The sequence below is a fragment of the Streptomyces sp. NPDC008139 genome (genome assembly GCF_042957025.1).
Taxonomy (GTDB): domain Bacteria; phylum Actinomycetota; class Actinomycetes; order Streptomycetales; family Streptomycetaceae; genus Actinacidiphila.
On sequence record NZ_JBIBHM010000003.1, the window covers coordinates 335,132 to 355,593 of the forward strand.

At 71.9% G+C, this 20,462-nt stretch carries 15 protein-coding genes and 1 pseudogene; 7 read left to right on the top strand and 9 right to left on the bottom strand.

Translation table 11 applies throughout. From position 1 onward, the window contains the following. Positions 1-58 precede the first annotated feature (58 nt). The 6 genes from acs to ACFZBB_RS08065 all read right to left on the bottom strand — a co-directional run bounded on the left by acs (position 59) and on the right by ACFZBB_RS08065 (position 7,182). Positions 59-2,050 (bottom strand): acetate--CoA ligase, encoded by a 1,992-nt coding sequence (acs, locus tag ACFZBB_RS08040; protein ID WP_391118981.1) that lies wholly within the window; start codon positions 2,048-2,050, stop codon positions 59-61. Next, the gene (locus tag ACFZBB_RS08045) at positions 2,047-2,694 is read right to left on the bottom strand and encodes an acetate uptake transporter (protein ID WP_391118983.1); all 648 of its coding nucleotides are present in this window, start codon (positions 2,692-2,694) and stop codon (positions 2,047-2,049) included. The genes acs and ACFZBB_RS08045 overlap by 4 nt, the downstream gene beginning before the upstream one ends. Before the next feature lie 183 nt (positions 2,695-2,877). After that, on the bottom strand, positions 2,878-4,725 hold the full coding sequence (locus ACFZBB_RS08050) for a cation acetate symporter (RefSeq protein ID WP_391118985.1): 1,848 nt from the start codon (positions 4,723-4,725) through the stop codon (positions 2,878-2,880). Continuing rightward, positions 4,722-5,243 carry a hypothetical protein gene (locus ACFZBB_RS08055; RefSeq protein ID WP_391118987.1) on the bottom strand — a complete coding sequence of 174 codons (522 nt, stop codon included), beginning with the start codon at positions 5,241-5,243 and terminating at the stop codon, positions 4,722-4,724. Before ACFZBB_RS08055 ends, ACFZBB_RS08050 begins: the two co-directional genes overlap by 4 nt. Beyond that, positions 5,240-5,995 carry a LytTR family DNA-binding domain-containing protein gene (locus ACFZBB_RS08060; RefSeq protein WP_355341632.1) on the bottom strand — a complete coding sequence of 252 codons (756 nt, stop codon included), beginning with the start codon at positions 5,993-5,995 and terminating at the stop codon, positions 5,240-5,242. The genes ACFZBB_RS08055 and ACFZBB_RS08060 overlap by 4 nt, the downstream gene beginning before the upstream one ends. Then, complete coding sequence (locus tag ACFZBB_RS08065) at positions 5,992-7,182, bottom strand: sensor histidine kinase (protein ID WP_223187657.1); 1,191 nt, start codon at positions 7,180-7,182, stop codon at positions 5,992-5,994. The genes ACFZBB_RS08060 and ACFZBB_RS08065 overlap by 4 nt, the downstream gene beginning before the upstream one ends. A gap of 124 nt (positions 7,183-7,306) precedes the next feature. Here ACFZBB_RS08065 and ACFZBB_RS08070 point away from each other — a divergent pair, with 124 nt between their 5' ends. Together ACFZBB_RS08070 and ACFZBB_RS08075 are read left to right on the top strand one after the other, a co-directional pair. Continuing rightward, complete coding sequence (locus tag ACFZBB_RS08070; protein WP_391118989.1) at positions 7,307-7,684, top strand: VOC family protein; 378 nt, start codon at positions 7,307-7,309, stop codon at positions 7,682-7,684. Between the two features lie 317 nt (positions 7,685-8,001). After that, a complete protein-coding gene (locus tag ACFZBB_RS08075) occupies positions 8,002-8,991 on the top strand; it encodes an Ig-like domain-containing protein (RefSeq protein ID WP_391118991.1) in 990 nt (329 codons plus the stop codon). A gap of 114 nt (positions 8,992-9,105) precedes the next feature. Here the strand turns inward: ACFZBB_RS08075 and ACFZBB_RS08080 are convergent, their stop codons facing one another. Next, positions 9,106-9,843 (bottom strand): SDR family NAD(P)-dependent oxidoreductase, encoded by a 738-nt coding sequence (locus tag ACFZBB_RS08080; RefSeq protein ID WP_391118993.1) that lies wholly within the window; start codon positions 9,841-9,843, stop codon positions 9,106-9,108. A 130-nt stretch (positions 9,844-9,973) separates the two neighbouring features. On the opposite strand from ACFZBB_RS08080, the gene ACFZBB_RS08085 reads away from it, so the two are divergent. Next, positions 9,974-10,642 carry a TetR family transcriptional regulator gene (locus ACFZBB_RS08085; protein WP_391118995.1) on the top strand — a complete coding sequence of 223 codons (669 nt, stop codon included), beginning with the start codon at positions 9,974-9,976 and terminating at the stop codon, positions 10,640-10,642. 357 nt (positions 10,643-10,999) lie between these two features. Further along, complete coding sequence (locus ACFZBB_RS08090; protein WP_391045879.1) at positions 11,000-11,143, top strand: hypothetical protein; 144 nt, start codon at positions 11,000-11,002, stop codon at positions 11,141-11,143. A 57-nt stretch (positions 11,144-11,200) separates the two neighbouring features. On the opposite strand, the gene ACFZBB_RS08095 is transcribed toward ACFZBB_RS08090, so the two are convergent. After that, positions 11,201-11,968, bottom strand: coding sequence for an FtsX-like permease family protein (locus ACFZBB_RS08095; protein WP_391118997.1), 768 nt, complete (start codon positions 11,966-11,968; stop codon positions 11,201-11,203). A 4-nt stretch (positions 11,969-11,972) separates the two neighbouring features. Between ACFZBB_RS08095 and ACFZBB_RS08100 the strand changes: the two genes are divergently transcribed. Beyond that, positions 11,973-12,209: a hypothetical protein gene (locus tag ACFZBB_RS08100; RefSeq protein ID WP_391118999.1), complete on the top strand. Its 237-nt coding sequence runs from the start codon at positions 11,973-11,975 to the stop codon at positions 12,207-12,209. An 89-nt stretch (positions 12,210-12,298) separates the two neighbouring features. Continuing rightward, positions 12,299-12,993, top strand: a pseudogene (locus ACFZBB_RS08105) (response regulator). Here ACFZBB_RS08105 and ACFZBB_RS08110 read toward each other — a convergent pair. After that, positions 12,980-16,126: a glycoside hydrolase family 2 TIM barrel-domain containing protein gene (locus ACFZBB_RS08110; RefSeq protein ID WP_391119001.1), complete on the bottom strand. Its 3,147-nt coding sequence runs from the start codon at positions 16,124-16,126 to the stop codon at positions 12,980-12,982. The pseudogene ACFZBB_RS08105 and the gene ACFZBB_RS08110 overlap by 14 nt on opposite strands. 267 nt (positions 16,127-16,393) lie before the next feature. Between ACFZBB_RS08110 and ACFZBB_RS08115 the strand changes: the two genes are divergently transcribed. Beyond that, positions 16,394-20,404 carry a family 78 glycoside hydrolase catalytic domain gene (locus tag ACFZBB_RS08115; protein ID WP_391119003.1) on the top strand — a complete coding sequence of 1,337 codons (4,011 nt, stop codon included), beginning with the start codon at positions 16,394-16,396 and terminating at the stop codon, positions 20,402-20,404. The last annotated feature ends 58 nt before the right edge of the window (positions 20,405-20,462 follow it).

Consider the following 20,462-nt stretch of genomic DNA (forward strand, 5'->3'; position numbering starts at 1 on the left):
CGCGGGTCGTCGTCGCGTACCGGCCGGGACCGGATCCGGCGCGGTACGCCGCTCCCCGCTACTCCTCGTCCGCCGTGGCGCCGGAGGACGAGCCGCCGGGCAGCCGTTCACGGATGGTGTCCATCACCGTGGAGTCGGTCAGCGTCGTCACGTCGCCGAGGTCGCGGTGTTCGGCGATGTCCCGCAGCAGCCGCCGCATGATCTTGCCCGAGCGGGTCTTGGGCAGTTCGGCGACGACGAGGATCTGCCGGGGCCGGGCGATCGGCCCGATCTCCTTGCTGACGTGCGCCCGCAGTCGCCTGGCCACGTCGTCGCCACCCGCCTCCCGCGCGGCCATCTCGCCGTCGGCGCGCAGGATCACGAAGGCGACGATGCCCTGCCCGGTCGTGGCGTCGGTGGCACCGACGACGGCCGCCTCGGCGACCAGCGGATGGGACACCAGCGCGGACTCCACCTCGGTGGTGGAGATCCGGTGCCCCGACACGTTCATCACGTCGTCGACCCGGCCGAGCAGCCAGATGTCGCCGTCCTCGTCCTTCTTCGCGCCGTCGCCCGCGAAGTACCAGCCGGGGAAGCGCGACCAGTACGTGTCGATGTACCGCTGCTCGTCGCCCCAGATGGTGCGCAGCATGCCGGGCCACGGCTCGGTCAGCACGAGGTAGCCGCCGGAGCCGTTCGGCACCGGACGGCCCGTGTCGTCCACGACCTCCGCCGAGATGCCGGGCAGTGGCCGGAGCGCCGAGCCGGGTTTGCAGACGCTGACGCCCGGCAGCGGGCTGATCATCTGCGCGCCGGTCTCGGTCTGCCACCAGGTGTCGACCACCGGGCAGCGGTCGCCGCCGATGGCGCGCCGGTACCACATCCACGCCTCGGGGTTGATCGGTTCGCCGACCGAGCCGAGCAGCCGCAGCGACGTCAGGTCGTACTGGCCCGGGATCGTGTCGCCCCACTTCATGAAGGTGCGGATCGCGGTGGGCGCGCAGTACAGGATCGTCACCTTGTACTTCTCGACGATCTCCCACCACCGGCCCTGGTGCGGGGAGTCGGGCGTGCCCTCGTAGAGCACCGAGGTCACGCCGTTGGCGAGCGGGCCGTAGACGATGTACGAGTGGCCGGTGACCCAGCCGATGTCGGCGGCCGTCCAGTACACGTCCTGTTCCGGCTTGACGTCGAAGACCGCCCAGTGCGTCCAGGCGGCCTGGGTGAGGTAGCCGCCGGTGGTGTGCAGGATGCCCTTGGGGCGGGCCGTCGTGCCCGAGGTGTACATGATGTAGAGCGGGTGCTCGCTGTCGAACGCCTCGGCCTCGTGCTCGGCCGACTGCGCGTCCACCAGGTCGTGCCACCACACGTCCCGGCCCGAGGTCCACGCCACGTCCTGGCCCGTACGGCGCACGACCAGGACGCTGCGGACGTCGGGGCAGCTCTCCACGGCCTCGTCCACGGCGGGCTTCAGGGCCGAGGCGGCGCCCTTGCGGTAGCCGCCGTCCGCGGTGATCACCACCCGCGCGTCGCAGTCGAGGATCCGGCCGCGCAGCGCGTCGGCGGAGAAGCCGCCGAAGACCACGGTGTGCGGTGCGCCGATACGGGCGCAGGCCAGCATCGCCACGACCGTCTCGGGGATCATCGGCATGTAGAGCGCGACCCGGTCGCCGGCGCGCACGCCCAGCGAGAGCAGGGCGTTGGCGGCCCGGCAGACCTGTTCCTGGAGGTCGGTGTAGGTGAGCGTGCGGGTGTCGCCGGGCTCGCCCTCCCAGTGGAAGGCGACCCGGTCGCCGAGCCCGGCGCGCACGTGCCGGTCGACGCAGTTGTCGGCGACGTTGAGCTTCCCGCCGACGAACCAGCGGGCGAAGGGCGCCCGGCTCCAGTCGCGTACCCGGGTCCAGGGCTCGGCCCAGTCGAGCCGGGCCGCGGCGGCGGCCCAGAACGCCTCGACGTCTGCCGCGGCTTCCTCGTACGCGGCTGCGGTGACATTGGCCCGCGCGGCCAGTTCGGGCGGCGGGGGGAAGCGCCGGTCTTCTCTGAGCAGGTTGGAGAGGGTCTCCTCGGTCATGAGTGGGGCTCCTCCACCGGTCCGCCGCGGCGGCCGACGGGGAGTCCTGACAACGGGAGCACGGGGACGACGGCGCGCTTCCAGGTGCTGTTGGTGACGACCGCGAAGGAGGCGTACCAGGCGAACACGGCGGTGACCAGGCCGATCCAGCCGCCGACCTTGGTGATGGTGACGGACTTGTCGAATTCCGCGACGGTCAGCACGATGAAGGTCGCCGACAGGGCCACGAAGACCGCGAACAGCGCGGCGTTGGTCCGCAGGGCCGCGACCGTCATGTAGACGGTGAAGATCGCCCAGATCAGCAGATAGAGACCGGTGGCCTGGTTGGCCGTGTCCGGGGGCAGGTCGCCGACGACGAATTTCACATAGGCCGCGTAGGAGAGCCAGAAGGCGCCGTAGGAACCGAAGGCGGTGGCGCCGAAGGTGTTGCCCTTCTTGAACTCCCACATTCCGGCGAGCACTTGCATGAGTCCGCCGTAGAACAGCGCGAGCGGCAGGACCACCGTGAGCAGATTCTGGTCGATGAGGTGGGCGTTGAAGGAACTCAGGACGAAGGTGGTGGCGGCGAACGCCGCGAGGCCGAGCGGTCCGGGGTCGGCGATGCCGTCCACGGGCGGCCGTTCGGTCGTGACGGGGGTGCTCATCTGCGGTTCCCTCCTCGTTGAGGAATGGCGGCGCGAGTCGCGGTACGTACGCCGCCGCAGGCCGTGCTGGGCCCGCTCCCACGCTAGGAACGCCGACGTCGGGGGGCCACAGCCACACAGCGGGCGTCGCCCAGCGGTCGGGTCCGGGCGACGGACGGTCCGTCAGATACGGTGAGCGGTCGGTCAGATACGGCGAACGGTCGGTGACGGCCCACCGGCGGGTTCCGGCGCGCCGGGCGTCTCTCGCGGTGCGGGGACGCCGAGTTGACCGGGCTGACCGGGTTCCGGCTGCGCGCCGACCTCCTCCGGCAGGTGCATGCGCAGCATCACCCGGTCGACGTCCGCGCGCGAGATCCGGCCGCGGGTCAGCAGCGACCCGACGACCATCACGGCGAAGGCCACGGGGACGGTCCAGGCCGCGGGTTCTTCGAGCAGCGCGGCGCTCCAGCCGCCGCCGGGTCCGCGCACGCTGGTCAGCACGACCGCGACGGCGGCGAGTCCGCCCCCGGCCACCAGGCCGAACAGCGCGCCCAGGTCGGTCAGTCCGCGCCACCAGATGCCCAGCACCAGCAACGGGCAGAAGGACGAGGCCGCGACGGCGAAGGCCAGTCCGATCGCGTCGGCCACCGGCAGGCCGGGGGTCGCGACCGTCATCGCCAGCGGCGGTACGGCCGCCGCGAGCGAGGCCCAGCGAAAGCCGTGGGTCGAGCCGCGCAGCAGATCCTGCGAGACCACGCCCGCCACCGACACCGTGAGTCCCGACGCGGTCGACACGAAGGCGGCGAAGGCTCCCGCGGTCGCCAGCGCCGCCAGCAGCCGCCCCGCCTCACCGGCCTGTGTGATCTGCGGCAGCACCAGTACCGCGGTGTCGGTCTGCCCGGTGAGCAGCAGTTGCGGCGCGAAGATCCGGCCGAGCGCGCCGTAGACCGGCGGCAGCAGGTAGAAGCCGCTCAGCAGGATCAGGACGAGCAGCGTCGTACGGCGGGCGGCCCGGCCGTCGGGGTTGGTGTAGAAGCGGACGAGGACGTGCGGCAGGCCCATCGTGCCGAGGAAGGTGGCCAGCAGGATCGAGTAGACGGCGTACAGCGGGTGCGATCTGCCGCCCGCGCCGGACAGCGGGCTCGCCCACGTGGCGCCGGTCGCCGGGGTGAGGCCGACCTTGTGCGGTACGGGGACGCCTTCGGGGAAGGTCAGGCCGGTGCCGCCTTCCGCCGTGTGCTCGCCGCGCACCAGCCGTACGGGCACGCCGTGTTGCCCCGCGCGCGATGCCCCCTTGTCGCCGTAGGCCGTGCCGTCGAGGGTGCCGCTGACCGTCACCGTCACGGGTGTCGTCACGTCGAAGCGAACCTGGCTGTCGAGCCGAACGACCGTGGTGTGCGGGAAGCGCGGCACGTCGGGCGCGGTCAGCGAGGGGGTGCCCGCCGACCGCCAGGCCAGGACGAGGAAGACGGCGGGCACCGCGATGGCGGTGAGCTTCAGCCAGAAGTGGAAGCCCTGCACGAGGGTGACGCTGCGCATGCCGCCCGCCGCCGAGACGCCGACGACGGCCACCGCCACGACCACCGCGCCGACCCAGCGCGGCGCGCCCGTCACCGTCTGGAGGGTCAGGCCCGCGCCCTGCAACTGCGGTACGAGGTAGAGCCAGGCGATGACGGCGACGAAGACGCTCGCCACCCGGCGCACGGCGGTGGACCCGAGGCGTTCCTCGGCGAAGTCCGGCAGCGTGTACGCGCCCGAGCGGCGCAGGGGCGCCGCGACCAGCAGCAACAGCACCAGATATCCGGCCGTGTAACCCACCGGGTAGGCCAGCATGTCGACGCCGTAGGCCATCAACAGGCCCGCGACGCCCAGGAATGAGGCGGCCGACAGATATTCGCCGCCGATCGCCGAGGCGTTCCACAACGGTGAGATCTCGCGGGAGGCGACGTAGAAGTCCGAGGTGGCGCGGGACAGTCGCAGGCCGTAGAAACCGACCACGACGGTCGCCACGAGGACGACGACGAGGGCGGTGAAGCCGAGCGCCGGATTCATCCGGCCTCCGGGCCGGGGGCGGTGGGCGCGGGTCCCGCCGCCGGGTCCGAGGCGGTGGGCACGGCCTGCGCCGCCGGGTCAGGGGCGGTGTCCGTCGGGGCCGCGGGCGCCGGGCCCGAACTCGGCGGCGCGTCGGGGGCGTTGAGCAGATCCGTGAAGTCCCGCTCGACGCGCTCCGCGTGCCGTACGTGGAACCAGGCCGCGCCCACCAGCAGCGGGTAGGCGACGACGCCGAGCAGCAGCCAGGCGAGCCGGACGCCGAGGACGTCCACCGTGCGCAGCCCCGGCGCGAGCGCGAAGGCGGCGGGCAGACCGCCGATGACGACCGCGAGGACGGCCAGTACGCCGAGCGAGAGCCGCAGTTGGTCCCTGACCAGGGAGCGGACATAGACCTGGCCGAGGCGCGGCTGCGCGTGCAGGTCCTCGGCGACGGCCCGCGCGGACCAGCCGCCGGTACGGTCGCGGCGCGGCGCGGTCACCGCGACCCGGCGCGGCGGGGGCGGTTGCGTACCGCTCATGACGGCCCCTCGCCGGGCGCGGGCGACCACTGCATCAGCAGGTCCCGCAGTTCCCTGGAGTGGCGTCGGCTGACCGGGAGTTCACCGCCCGCCACGCGTACCGTCCAGTGCCCGGCGTCCGAGCGCAACTCCTCCACGTGACGGAGCGAGACCAGGTAGCCGCGGTGGATGCGGACGAAGCCGTGCTGCGCCCAGCGCTCCTCCAGGACGGCGAGCGCTATCCGGACCAGTGGCGCATGGCCGCCCGCGTGCAGGCGTACGTAGTCCCCCTGCGCCTCGACGTACGCGACGTCCTCGCGGCGGATGAAGCGGGTGACTCCGCCGAGGTCGACCGGGATGCGCTCGTCGGAGCGGCCGGCGGGCGCGGCTCCCGGTGTGTTGCCCTCGATGACGGCGGCGACGCGGCGGACCGCCTCGGCCAGCCGTTCCCTGCCGACCGGTTTGAGCAGGTAGTCGCAGGCCTTGAGGGCGAAGGCGTCGACGGCGAAGTCCTCGTAGGCGGTGACGAAGACGACCGCGGGCGGCCGGGCGAAGCGGCCGAGGACGCGGACCAGGTCGAGGCCGTCGAGGCCCGGCATCCGGATGTCGAGGAAGACGGCCTCGACCGACTCGTCCTCCAGCAGCCGCAGGGCCTCGTCGCTGCTGCCCGCGCTGAGCACCCGGCCGACCCGCCGGTCGCCGCGCAGCAGGTACGTCAGGTCCTCCAGGGCGGGCGGTTCGTCGTCGACGGCCAGGACCTGCAACGGTTTCACGATGCGCGTACTCCGTTCCGGTACTTGGGCACCCGGACGTTGACCTTCGTCCCGGCGCCGGGGGCGGTCTCCACCACCAGGCCGTACTCGTCGCCGAAGACCGTACGCAGCCGCTCGTCGACATTGCCCAGGCCGAGCGAGTCGCCGTCGTCCTCTCCTGCGAGCCGCATCCTGACCTCCTCGGGGTCCATGCCCACGCCGTCGTCCTCCACACTGATGCGGCACTCCGCGCCCGCGTCCTCGGCCCTGATGGTGATGCGCCCCGGCGTCGACTTGGGTCCGAGTCCGTGGCGTACGGCGTTCTCAACGATCGGCTGGAGGCAGAGGAACGGTACGGCCACCGGCAGCACTTCGGGCGCGATGAGCAGATCGACGCGGAGCCGGGAGCCGAACCGGGCGCGTTCCAGGCGCAGATAGCGGTCGACGGACCGCAACTCCTCGGCGAGGGTGGAGAACTGGCCGTGCCTGCGCAGGCTGTAGCGCGTCAGCTCGGCGAATTCGAGGAGCAGTTCACGGGCCTGGTCGGGGTCGGTGCGGACGAAGGAGGCGATGGCGGTCAGCGAGTTGTAGACGAAGTGCGGGGAGATCTGCGCCCGCAGCGCGCGCAGTTCGGCTTCGATCATCCGGGTGCGCGAGCGGTCCAACTCGGCGAGTTCCAACTGCGAGATGACCCAGTGCGCGACCTCGCCCGCGGCTCTGACCAGGCCCGCCGACACCTGGCGCGCGTACACCGACAGCGCGCCGACGACCAGGCCGTCCACCACCAGCGGTACGACGACGGCGCTGCGGATCGGGCACCGGTCGTCGCCGCAGTGGATCTCCTCGGCCGGGACCACCCACGGCCGCCCGGCGTCCATCGCCTCCCGCGCGTGTTCCACGGCCTGCGCCGCGTGTCTGCGGCCCGGACCTTCCCAGGCGAGCAGTTCGCCGTCGCCGATGACGGCCAGCGCGGGTGTGCCGAGCAGCGCCCGCAGATGGCGGGCGGCGCTGCGGGCCGACTCGGGGTCGAGGCCGTTGCGCAGCGGGGGCGCGGCCAGTGACGCCGAGTGCAGGGTGGCGAAGGCGGCCCGGTCGGCGGGCGTACCGAATCCCCTGCGCCCGCGAACCAGCCAGAACAGGGCCGCCGCGGCGCCCGCGACCACCAGCGCGACCGACACCACGGTGATCACTGACCCCATGCCTCGCATTATCGCCAGGTGTGACGGCGTGAGACAGGTTCCGTTCGCAAGATTCCGTCGCGCGGGGGGCCGTACCGCCGGTTTCGGCCCCGCCGTCGCGCGCCGGAGCCGCCGTGCCCCCTACGCTCTGTTCATGATTGCCGAATTTCAGTGCGTGGTGCTCGACTGTTCCGATCCGGCGGAACTCGCCAGGTTCTACAAGTCGTTGCTCGGCGGTACGGTCGACCGGCCCGATCCGCGCTGGTCGTTGAGCGACGGCTGGGCGACACTGCACACCGCGGCCGGGCTGGTACTGGCCTTCCAGCGGGTCACCGAATACCGCAGGCCGCGCTGGCCGGAGCCCGCCTCCCCGCAGCAGTTCCACCTCGACTTCGGCGTGCCCGATCTGGCCGAGGCCGAGGAAAAGGTGCTGGCCAGGGGTGCGATCCTGCTCGACGACGGCGCCGGGACCCGGAGCTGGCGCGTCTACGCGGACCCCGCGGGGCACCCCTTCTGCCTGATCAAGCACTGAGTCCCGACTGATCGGACACCGCATCCGCGCGTCCCTACGCATCCCGCGCGTCCGGCCGCTGATTCCGCGTCCCCGAGCGCCGATTCCGCGTGTCCGGGCACCGGGCACACACCCGGTGACACCGCATCACCCTGTGTGACACACGCCACGCGGCGATCCGGCAGGCTTGGCCGTCGCTTTACGTGAGCCCTGCAACCGCCGTGATCGGGTAGGAGTCAGTAGTAGACGTACCGTGGTGATCAGGCGTAGCGGACGCGCCGGGACACGACCGTACGTACCGGACGTAAGTGACGCAGTGATACGAGTGGAGCACGGGCATGAGTCGGTTCAGGGGCAGCTTGGGTATCGCGCTGGTGGCCGGAGCGGTGCTCGCGGGCACGAGCGCGTGCGGCGGGAGCGGGCATGACGCCGCCTCGTCCGCTGCCGACGGGAAGGCGTCGGCGTCGGCGAAGCCGAGCGCCACGCCCTCGCCGACGAAGCCGACCCCGAAGGGGCCGCCGATGCTGCTCGACACGATCACCCCGCAGACCGGGACCACGGTCGGCGTCGCGATGCCGGTCTCGGTGCTCTTCACCAACCCGGTGGCGGCCTCGGCCCGCGCGAACATAGAGAAGCACCTCAAGATCACCACGTCTGTGCCGACCACCGGCGCCTGGCACTGGTTCAGCACCACCCGGGTCGACTTCCGGCCCGAGTCGTACTGGAAGCCGGGCACGAAGGTCACGGTCGACGCGAATCTGACCGATGTGCCCAACGGCAACGGGCGGTACGGGGTGCACGGCTACCACCACGCGTTCACCATCGGCGACGACAACGAGGCGACCGTGTCGGTGCCGGGCCACACGATGAAGGTCACGCACAACGGACAGGTCGTGAAGACCCTGCCGATCGACGCGGGCAGCCCCTCGTGGCCGTCCTGGGACGGGACGATGGCCGTCATCGACAAGGCGGAGAAGGTCCACATGACGTCCTGCAGCGTCCGCATAACCTGCGACAAGAGCAATCCGGACTACTACGACCTGACCCTGCCGTGGGACGTGCACCTGACGAATTCGGGCACGTACATCCACTACTCGACCGGGGACCCGCAGCCGGGGCACAGCTTCGGTTCGCACGGCTGCGTCCACCTGTCGCTCGCCGACGCCAAGTGGTTCTACAACTACGTCAAGCAGGGCGACCCGGTCACCATCACCGGCTCCCCGCGCGGCAAGGCCCCCGGTAACAACGGCTACGCCGACTTCAACCTGTCCTGGTCGCAGTGGCTCCAGGACAGCGGCACCGGCCAGATGACGACCACGACCGCCTGAGACCCGCCGCCGCCTGCCTGCTGCCTCCTGCTCCCTGACCGCTGACCGCTGACCGTCCGACGCGCGGCGTTCGCGTACCGGCGGCGCGGGACCGGCCGACCCGGTCCCGCGCCGTCAGCTCTGCGCGGTCGGGCGGACGACGATCTCGCCGACGTCGATGTCGGCGGGCTGCTCGATCGCGAAGGCGATGGCGCGGGCGACGGCGTCCGGCGGCATCGCGATCCCTTCCACCATCTCGGTCAGCCTGGCGCGCGCTTCGGGGCGCCGCATGCCACCCGCGAATTCGGTCATCGTCATGCCGGGCGAGACGATCGTCACCCGCAGCTTGCCCCCCGCTTCCTGCCGCAGGCCCTCGGAGACGGCGCGGACGGCCATTTTCGTACCGGAATAGACCGACTGGCTCGGCACAATTCGGTGGGCCGCCGTGGACGCGGTGTTCACGAAATGGCCGAAGCCCTGCGCGCGGAATACCGGAAGCGCGGCGGCGATGCCGTACAGCACGCCTTTGAGATTGACGTCGACCATCTCCTCCCAGTCCTCGACGCGCAGTTCGTCGAGCGGGGAGATCGGCATCGCCCCCGCGTTGCTGACCAGCACGTCGAGCCGCCCGTAGCGCTCGGTCGCCAGGCCCACGAGCCCCGCGACGTCGGCGCGGCTGCGTACGTCGGTGCGCAGGTGGGCGACCTCGCCGCCCGCTTTCCCGATCCGTGCGGCGACCGCGGCGAGCCGGTCCGTCCCGCGGGCGCCGAGCACCACTCTCGCGCCGCGTTCGGCGAGCAGCAGCGCGGTCGCCTCGCCGATTCCGCTGCTGGCTCCTGTGATCGCGACGACCTTGTCCTTGATTTCGGTCATGACTTTTCCGTCCCTGCGGGATTGAGAGGTTCGAGCGTGCGGGGAGAGTTCCGCACACGGAGAATGTAAGAGGGCTATCACTACGGTACGGTAAGAGGGCTATCACGTCCAGCGCGCGAGGAGGCGGCCCGTGTCGGGGAACGCGCAGGGCGGCCCCCAGCGGGGCCGCTACCACCACGGCGAGCTGCGCCCCGCGCTGATCGAGGCGAGCTTCGATCTGCTGGCGGAGGCGGGGCCCGCGGCCTTCTCGGTCGCGCAGGTCGCCCGCAGGCTCGGGGTGAGCACGGCCGCCCCCTACCGGCACTTCGCCGACCGCGACCACCTCTTGGCCGCGGTCGCGACCCGCGCCGCCGAGGAACTGGCCGAGCGGTTCCGGCAGGCCGCCGACGGCGCGGGCCAGGACCCGGCCGAGCGCTTCGCGGCGACCGCGGGGGCGTACGTCCGCTACGTCGGCGCGCGCGGCGCCGGTTTCGACGTGATCTTCGCCAGGCCCCTGGTGGCGCTCCAGGACCGCGACCTCGCCGACGCGGGCCGCCGACTGGTGGACCTGCTCTTCGAGCTGGCCCAGGACGCCCTCGGTCAGGGACCCGCCGCCGCGCTGACGCTCCTGGAGCAGCACGTGACGGCCGCCCACGGCTACGCGACGCTGCACCCCGGCGGCCTCTTCAGCCGCGTGAGCCCACGGGAGGGGGTCGACGGCACCGCGGACCTCGCGGTGGCGACGAGCCGCGCTCTGGTGCGCGGCGCGCCCGAAGCCGCCGCCCCCGGCCAGCCCTCCCCCGGACGCCCGCACGACTGACCGCGCGGGACCGCGACGGGACCGCGACGGGACCGCGACGGGGCCGCCGCATCGCCGCGACGGGGCCGCGACGGGACCGCCGCATCGCCGCGACAGCCTCCCGCCGGGCCGCACCGGGGCCGGCACCGGGCCCGCTTCGACCTCGCTCCGGACCCCGCCGACCCGCCAGGACCAACGCCACGTTCGGTCCTGCGGCCCGCAGGGCGTACCGTCATAGGCGGCGCGTACCGTCGTCCCAGGACGACCTGCCGTTTTCCCACGCACCAGGGCGGAGCCGTCACCAATGACGGCGACGACCGCCGCGGGCGGACCGAGGCAGCGGCGACCGCCGTCATCACCACTCACTGGGGGATCTTCATGGACTCTTCGCCTTCGCTCTTCTCCAATCCGGAGCAGACCGCCCCGCGCCCGGCCACAGTGCCCAACCCGGCGCCGGTCAACGACCCGTTCCTCGCGCCGCCGGAGGCCCCGCACGAGGAAGAGGACGAGGACGCCTCGTAACGACCGGCGCCCCCGTCCCGACCCGTCACCCGGTCACCCGGATCTTCGGTGGCTCCGTCACCCCGTCATTCGGTCCGCAGCGCCACCGCCGTCCGCGTCCTGGCCGCCCAACTCGCCGGGAGCAGCGCCCCGCCCTGCGATGGCCAGGCCCGCCACCGCGAGCAGGGCGGTCTGCGGGGCGTGGTGGACCGCGAGGTAGACGTGCGGGATACCCGTACCGGCCGCTTCGCCCATGCTCGGCAGCACATAGCCGTGCAGGGCGATACCGAGCGGCACACCCGCGAGTCCCGCGACCGCGCCGACCGAGCCCGCCGAGGTGAGCACCATGGCGACGGTCTGCCGCGGCGCCATGCCGAGCGCTTTGAACACCCCGAGGTCGTGGACGCGCTCGCGGGTGTCGAGCACGACGGTGTTGAGGACGCCGAGTCCGGCCACCAGGATCAGCATGAGCGTCGTCGTGGCGATGATGGCGCCCATGGCGGCGATCGTGGCGCTGATCTCGCTGTCGTTCGGTTCGGCCCGCGCGCCGAGCGGGCCGAGCGCGGTGTCGAGGGCCGCGAGGTAGCGGTCGCGGTCGGTGCCCGCCGTCAGGCGCACAAAGAACGTGTGCGGTCGGAAGGCCAGTCCGACGCGGGTGAGTGTCCGTTCGTCCATCAGGACCCGCATGCCCGAGTCGCCCGTGGAGAGCGCTTCGCCGACGATACGGACCGGCGTGCCGCGGCGGTCGCCCTCCAGAGTGACGGTGTCACCGACCCGGACCCCGGCCGCATTCAGGAACCGGTCGGCGACGACCGCCTCGCCCCGGCCCGGTGAACCAGCGCCCAACACCGTGAAGCACGGGGCAGGGGCGAGCGTCAGGGTCACCGTCGACTACCGGCCGCGGGAGGTACGGACCGAGGTGGCCGACACCGGCGGGGTCCCCTGCGCGCAGGGCGGTTCGGGCAACGGTCTCGGCCTGATCGGGCTGCGCGAGCGGCTGGCGGTCTACGGCGGCACCCTCGACACGGGCCGCCCGACCACCGGCGGCTTCCGGGTCAGGGCCGTGCTCCCGGCCGTGCCCGCGTGACCGATACGGAGGTGCGGGCGCCCGGCGCGGGCGGCCCGCTGCGCGTGGTGATCGCGGACGACCAGGCGCTGGTGCGTACGGGCTTCCGGATGATCCTGACCGCCGCCGGTATCGAGGTGGTGGCGGAACCCGCGGACGGCGAGCAGGCGGTGGAGGCGGTCCGGCGTACGCGCCCCGACCTGGTGCTGATGGACATCCGGATGCCGGTGCTCGACGGGCTGGAGGCGACCCGCCGCATCCTGACCGCCGGACCCGGACGCGGAGCCGGAGCCGGGACCGGGGCCTTCCCTGCCGCGGGCGCGCCGCGTGTGGTCATCCTCACCACCTTCGACCTGGACCAGTACGTCTACGCGGCCCTCGCGGCCGGTGCCAGCGGCTTTCTGCTCAAGGACGTCACCCCGGAGTACCTGGTCGCGGCGGTGCGGCTGGTGCGCGACGGCGACGCGCTGCTCGCCCCCGCCATCACCGGCGGCTCGTCGAGCGCTTCGCGGCGGGCGGCACCCTGACCGAGCCGCTCCACCGCGATCTGGCCACGTTGACGCCGCGCGAACTGAAGGTGCTGCCACTGCTGGGCAAGGGGTTCAGCAACGCGGAGCTGGCCGCGTACTTCCGGCTCAGCGAGGCGACGGTGAAGACGCATGTGACGCGCATCCTGTCGAAGCTGCGGCTGCGCGACCGCGCCCGGGCCGTGGTGGTGGCGTACGAGACCGGGCTGATCACGCCCGGCGCGCCCGGTGGTCCGGGCGCGCCGAACGGTGACGGAGGCGCGGTCAGGTCCCGCTGACGGTGAAGTCGGTGATGCGCTGGGCGCCGTCGGGTGTGCCGGGGGCGGCGCTGGTCAGGTCGAGGCGCAGCCGCGGGGTGCGGACGGCGGGGAAGGTGATGACGGTCGGCGCGCCGCTCGCCGTCGCCCAGGTGATCGCCGGGTTCTTGACGGGCACGTAGCGGTCGCCGTCCCAGTAGGAGAGCGTGACGGCGCCGGGCAGGGAGTGGGTGGCGTCGACGGTGAAGGTGACCGACAGGGTGTCGATCCGCTGCGGCGCGGCCCACGCGACCGACACCCAGTCGGCGGGGCGGGCGCCGCGAAAGGCGGGCAGCAGGGCGGTGGCGCTCTTGTTGAAGGCGTTGGACCAGCCGGTGGCGGGGTCGCCGTCGAGCATCGCGGCGGGCAGCGCGTTGCCGGCGCCGGAGTAACTGGCGTCCGCCAGCGGGTAGATGACGGGCCCTGGGCCCGGGTCGGGTGAGAAGCGGACCGGGGGTGTGGTGGCGACGGGTCCCGACGCGCGGCCGGTCCGTATCGAGGTGGTCGCGGGGTGCAGCCCCGGCGCGCTCGCGGTCAGGGTGAGGCGGCCCGCCTCGGTGCCCGAGCGGACGATGGCGAGTGCCTTGCCGTGGAAGGCGGTTCTGGTCGTGGCCTGGTAGCGCTCGGCGCTCTCCTGCTGTCCGTTGTCGAGTCCGGCCAGGGAGCCGCCGGTGGCCTTGAAGGTGATCAGGTGGTCGGCGCCGGGGACGACGGTGCCGTGCGCGTCGATCACCTCGGCGGTGACGAAGGCCAGGCGATCGCCGTCTGCGGTCAGGGAGTCGCGGTCCGGGGTCAGGCGCAGGCCGCGCGGCTCGCCCGCGGTGCGCAGCACGTCGGTCGCGACCGTCCTGCCGTTCTTCCGGGCGACGGCCTTCAACTCACCGGGTGCGAAGGGGACTTTCCAGGTCAGGTGGAGTTTGCCCGCGCTGCCGTTGGGGCTGGTGTAGCTGCCGGGGTACGGGCCGCCGGTGACCGTCTTGTCGTCGCCGGTCGCCTCGGTGGTCTCCAGGTACGTCCGCCCGTCGACGGTTTTCTTGGTGTCGAAGCGCCGCACCCCGAGCGAACGGCCGTTGAGATACAGCTCGACGGTGTCCACGTTGGCGTACGCCCAGACCTCGACGGTCTCGCCCGGCGTGTGGTCGGTCCAGTCCATGGGCACCAGGTGGACCATCGGCTCGCTCGTCCACTGGCTGCGGAAGAGGTGGTACATGTCCTTGGGGAAACCCGCGGTGTCGACGGCGCCGAAGAAGGACGCCTTCACCGGGAAGACGCCGTAGGGCGTGGGTTCGCCGATGTAGTCGGTGCCCGACCAGAGGAATTCGCCGGCGAAGAAGGCGCGGTCGCGGTCCTTCTTCAGCCCGTACTCGCCGCTCATCGTCCAGGACGCGAGGTTGTTGTCGTAGCTGGAGGTGGCGCGCTTGCCCGGGGTGTAGTTCTCGCCGGTGTTGAGGTGTTCCGGCTCCTGGTAGGCGCCGCGGGTCGAGGTCTCGGACGACGACTCGGACTCGAAGAGGAACAGGTGCGGGTAGCGGGCGTGCAGGGCGTCCACGGAGGCCGCGGTGTTGTAGTTGAGGCCGAGGCCGTCGAGTTTGGCGAGCATGAGGTCGGCGGCGGAGCCGACCGCGGGCAGGCCGCGGTATTTGTCGGAGCCGATGACGACCGGGCGGCTGGTGTCGCGCGCGCGGACCGCGGTGATCAGCCCGTCGGCCATGCCGAGGCCCGCGGTGCTGGTGGAGTCGGGGATCTCGTTGCCGATCGACCACAGGATGACGGCGGGCGAGTTGCGGGCCGCGTCGACCATCTCGGTGATGTCGGCGGCGCTGTGGGCGTCGAAGAACCGGCCGTAGTCGTAGGTGTTCTTGCCGCTGCGCCAGCAGTCGAACGCCTCGACCATCATGACGATGCCCAGTTCCTCGCAGACCTGCACGATCTCCGGCGACGGCGGATTGTGCGAGGTCCTGAAGGCGTTGACGCCCATCGACCGCATGATCGTCATCTGGCGGCGCACGGCGTCGATGTGGACGGCGGCGCCGAGCGCGCCCTGGTCGTGGTGCAGGTCGACGCCCTTGAGCTTGGCGTACCGCCCGTTGACGAACAGTCCGCGGTCGGGGTCGATCGTGACGTGGCGGATGCCGAAGCCGGTGGTGTACGTGTCCACCGTCCGTCCGTTGACGCGGACTTCGGTCAGCAGGGAGTACCGGTGTTCCGGGGTGTCGAACGACCAGAGGTCGGGGCGGTCCACGCGCAGTTCGGCGGTGACGTCCCGCGCTCCGCCCGCGCCGGGCAGCGTCAGCGGTGAACTCGCCTTCGCCACCTGGCGGCCACGCCGGTCGAGGACGGTGTTGACGACGGTGGCGGAGGCCGCCGCGCCCGACTCGTTGACGACCGAGACCTGCGCGCGGACGGTGGCGTAGCCCTTGCCGTGCGAGGCGGCGAGGGTGTCGGCGAGTCCCGGCGTCGTCACATGGGTGCCCCAGCGCGCGACATGCACGGGGTCGGTGATGACCAGGCGGGCGTTGCGGTAGATGCCGCTGCCGGAGTACCAACGGCTGCTGGGGAGTTGGTTGCGGACTTCGACGGCGATGACGTTGGGGGTGCGGCCGTCGGTGTGCAGCAGGTCGGTGAGGTCGAGGGCGAACCCCGTGTAGCCGTAGGGGTGGTTGCCGACGAGTGTGCCGTTGCAGTAGACGTTGCTGTCCATGTAGACGCCGTCGAATTCGACGGAGACACGGCGTCCCGCGACCGAGGGCGGCAGGGTGAACGCCTTGCGGTACCAGCCGAGTCCGCCGGGCAGATAGCCGGTGCCGCCCGAGGTGCCGTTGGCGGTGGTCGGGGTCTGCTCGATGCTCCAGTCGTGCGGGACGCGGACGGTACGCCAGCGGTAGTCGTCGTAGCCGGGCTGTGCGGCGTCGGCGTAGGCGCCGGTCGGGTCGGTGATGCCGCCCGGGTTGACGAGGGCGAAACGCCACCCGTCGGCGAGGTCGACCGTCCGCGAAATGGTGGTTCCTGTTGATCCGGAACGGGCGCTCGCGACTCCGGTGAGACCGGGGAGCGAGGGTACGGCGACGGCCCCCGCCGCCCCCGCGATCAGGAACGACCTGCGATCGACCGGCATGGTGGATCCCTCCTCATTGAGGTACGCGCATACCGGCGCCCTCGACCGAGCGTCGGCAACTCACGGGCGAACAACCGGCATTGAACAGAATCAACCAATCGCACACGGATTCTTGCAGGGCCGCACCGCCGGGGGTCAAGGGTCGCGTCACCGCCGGTTCGGTCGGCACAGAAATCGCTGTCGCACACCTTGTCGTGGCACCGCCACACGCCGTAAGAATCTATCCATGCATCTTGAAACGTTTCGATCGCATACCAGGAGAACACCGTGAAGCGGCCGATCCGGACGACCGCCGCACGCGTCGCCCCCCGGCGCCGCTCGGCGCTCCTCGCGGTGACCGCGGCCGTCGCGGCCGTGCTTCCCGCCGTCGGCTCGGTGACGCCCGCCCAGGCGTCGTCCGGGCACGTCGGCGCACTCGCGCCGACGTCCTTGCAGGTGGACGGGCAGTCCTCGGACGCAGTCGTCGGCGGTCAGCGCCCCACGTTGTCATGGGTGGTGAACGACTCGCGGCGGGCTGAGGCGCAGACGGCGTATCAGGTCGTGGTCGAGGCGGCGGCCGTCGGGAAGGGCGGCCACGCGCATCAGGTATGGGATTCGGGCCGCGTTCATTCGGCCGACTCGGTGAATCGTTCTTATGACGGTCCCGCACTGGCGAGCAACACCACCTACACCTGGTCGGTGCGCACCTGGGACCGGGCGGGCGACCGCTCCCCCTGGTCGGCCCCCGCGCACTTCGACACCGCGCTGTTCTCCGCGTCCGACTGGTCCGCGTCCTGGCTGCGGGTCGCCGACGGCGCGCTGGTGCGCGGCGGCGTCGACCTCCCCAAGTCCGTCGCCCGCGCCCGGCTGTACTTCGGCGCGCAGGGCATCGTGGAACTGCACGTCAACGGCGCCGTGGCCGAACCCGACCAGGTGCTCAACTCGACGGTGACCGACTACACCAAGCGCGTGCTCTACCGCGACTTCGACGTCACCCGGCAACTGGTGCGCGGACACAACGCGTTGGCCTTCATGGCGGGCAAGGGACAGTTCTCCGGCCAGCCGACCTTCGTCGCGCAGCTCAACGTCACCTACACCGACGGCACCTCCGCGGCCTTCGGCACCGGACCGGCCTGGCGCACCACCGCGGGGCCGGTGACCGGCGACGACTTCTACCTCGGCGAGACGTACGACGCCCGTCGGGCCATGCCCGGCTGGGACACCGCGGGCTTCGACGACAGTGCGTGGAAGCCCGTCGTGGCGGTCGCCGCCGCGACGCACCCGCAGAGCCTCGCGCAGGGCAAGCCGGTGACCTCGCGGGACACGACCTCCTGCTGCGGCTGGTCGCCCGCCGCCCTCACCGACGGCGTCGACGGCTCGACGGACGCCTCCCAGGGCTACCACTCGGCCGTCGCGACGACCGCGGACGACGCCAAGTGGGTGCAGGTCGACCTCGGTTCCGCGCAGCCGCTCTCGGGCGTCAGCCTCTTCCCCGCCCGGCCGACCAACGACCCGGCGGGCGACCTGCCCGGCGCCGGATTCCCGGTCCGCTACCGCGTCGAGGCCGGCGACGACCCGACCTTCGCCACCGCGACGACCCTCGTGGACCGTACCGGCGCCGACCAGCCCAACCCCGGTACGGCGTCGGTCGCGATACCGGCCGAGGTGACGGCCCGTTATGTGCGCGTCACGGCCACCAAGCTGTACTGCAACGGCTCCGGGTGCAGTCTCCGGCTCGCCGAACTCGGCGTGTACGGCGCCCACCCTGCCACCGTCTCCAGCGCGCTGACCCGGCTCCAGGCCGACACGACGCCTCCGACACGTATCGTCAAAACCCTCAAGCCGGTGGCCGTCACGCACCCGGTGGCCGGTTCGCAGGTGTACGACTTCGGGCAGAACGTCGTCGGCTGGGTGACGATCAGGGCAAGCGCCCCGTCCGGCACCACCGTTGACATCAAGAAGGGCGAGATCCTCGCCTCGGACGGCCAGGTCACCACGTCCAACATCAGCTTCGGCGACGGCGATCCGGTCCGGCAGACCGAGCATTACACCTTCGCCGGCAAGGGCGCCGAGACCTACGCCCCGCACTTCAACTACTCCGGTTTCCGGTACGCCCAGCTCACCGGCGTGCCCGCGGGAACCGCCGTCACCGTCACCGCGCAAGAAGTGCACTCCGACGTCGCCACGACCGGACATTTCGACACGTCGAACAGGGTGCTGAACAGCATTCAGACCGCCCTTGTGCAGACCCAGTTGAACAACCTCCAGTCGATTCCGCTGGACTGCCCGACGCGTGAGAAGCACGGCTGGCTCGGCGACGCGGGCGACACCGACGTCGAGGCGATGAGCAACTTCGACATGCGGGCGTTCTACGACCAGTGGGCGCAGACCGTCGTCACCAGCGCCCACGCCGACGGCAGCCTGCCCTCGGTCGCGCCCACCCAGGGCGCCACCGACTGGTTCACCGACCCCGCGTGGGGCTCGGCCTACCCGCAGATCATCTGGGACTCCTACACGCAGTACGGCAACGCGGGCCTGGTGCGCGCCAATTACGCGCAGGTGAAGAGCTGGGTCGACTACCTCGGCACGATCAGCGACAGCGACCACGTCGTCACCGACGCGCCCGGCTCCTGGGGCGACGACTGGGTGGCGACGGTCAGCACCCCGCACGTCTTCTTCCAGACCGGCTACTACTACCTGGACGCCACCCTGCTGGCGAAGATGGCCACGGTCGTCGGCGACACCGCGGACGCCAGGCGCTACACCGACCTGGCGCGGCAGATCGGGGCGGGCTTCACCAAGCGGTTCCTCGACGCCGACACCGGTGTGTGGAGCACCGGCACCCAACTGACCTACGCCATGCCGCTGGTGCTCGGTCTGGTCCCGGCCGCTCAGCAGAAGGCGACCGTCGACCGGCTCGTCCAGGACATCGCCAAGCACGGCAATCACGTGACGACCGGCTTCGTCGGCACGTCCTTCGTCTACCAGGCGCTCGGCATGTTCGACCGCAACGACGTGGCGCTGGCCGTCGCGGAGCGCACCGACTTCCCGAGCTTCGGCTACATGGTGGCCAACGGCCCCGGCACGATCTGGGAGAAGTGGCCGAACTCCTCGGCGGCGGACGGCACCTCGTCCAAGGACCACATCGGTCTCGCCGGTTCGATCGGCCAGTGGTACTACCAGCAGCTCGGCGGCATCCAGCCGGACACGGGACCGGCGGGCGCCGCGTACCGCGCCTTCACCCTCGCGCCCAGCGTCGTCGGCGACCTCACCCGGGTCTCCGCTCGGCAGCGAACCGCGCGCGGTACGGTCGTCAGCGCCTGGCAGCGCGACGGGTCCACGCTGACCTACCACGCGGTGGTGCCGGTCGGCTCGACCGCGACCATCAAGGTGCCGCTGCTCGGCGGCGCCCGGTCGACGGTGACCGAGAGCGGCCGGACGATCTTCGCGGACGGCCGCCGCGGCCGGAGCGACCCCGGCCTGAGCGTGGGCACGGCGGACGGCAAGACGTTCACCGTGACCGCCGGGTCCGGTGACTACACCTTCACCGTCCGCCCGCCGCGGACCCCGTACACCCAGGTGTCGGTCTCGGCGGGCGCGCCCGCGCCCGCACTGGTCAAGGGGAACGGCGGTACGACGATCGGCGCGGTGGTCGAGGGCCACTCGACCGCGCCCGGCGCCACGGCGACGGTCGGCGCCGACGTCCCCGCGGGCTGGACCGTGACGTCCACGCCCGCCCGCGTCCCGCTGACCCCGGCGTCCACCGCGACCTTGGCGGACGTCAAGGTCACACCGCCGAGCGGGACGAGGAGCGGTACGTATCCGGTCACCGTGACCGTACGGTCGTCCGACGGTACGACGGCCAAGGCCGCCCTCGATGTGCTGGTCCTGGGCAGTTGGCCGCAGGGCACCACGGCCGCCGCCTCCAGCGAACACGCGCCGAACGTCGTGGACGGCGCGACCCGTACGTACACCGCGGGCAATGCCGTCGACGGTGATCTGAGCACCTTCTGGAACGACGACACCGACTCCCGGTACCCCGACACCCTGACCGTCACCGCACCCGCCGCGACCACGCTGAACGGCGTGGGCTTCGCCTCGCACAGCGACGGCGTCCCGACCGCCTTCACCGTCCAGACCTGGGACGGCGCGGTGTGGGTGACACAGGCCGACATCACCGGCAACACCGACCAGTACCGCTGGATCCCCTTCGCGGGCCCCGTCTCCACCACGCGGGTCCGCGTCGTGGTGACAGCGGCGCAGAACAGCTTCACCCGGATCGTGGAGCTGACCCCCTAGGGCCGCCGTCCCAGGGCGTCTCACACGGGCGGCCCGGCTGTTCGTACCCGTTCGGCTC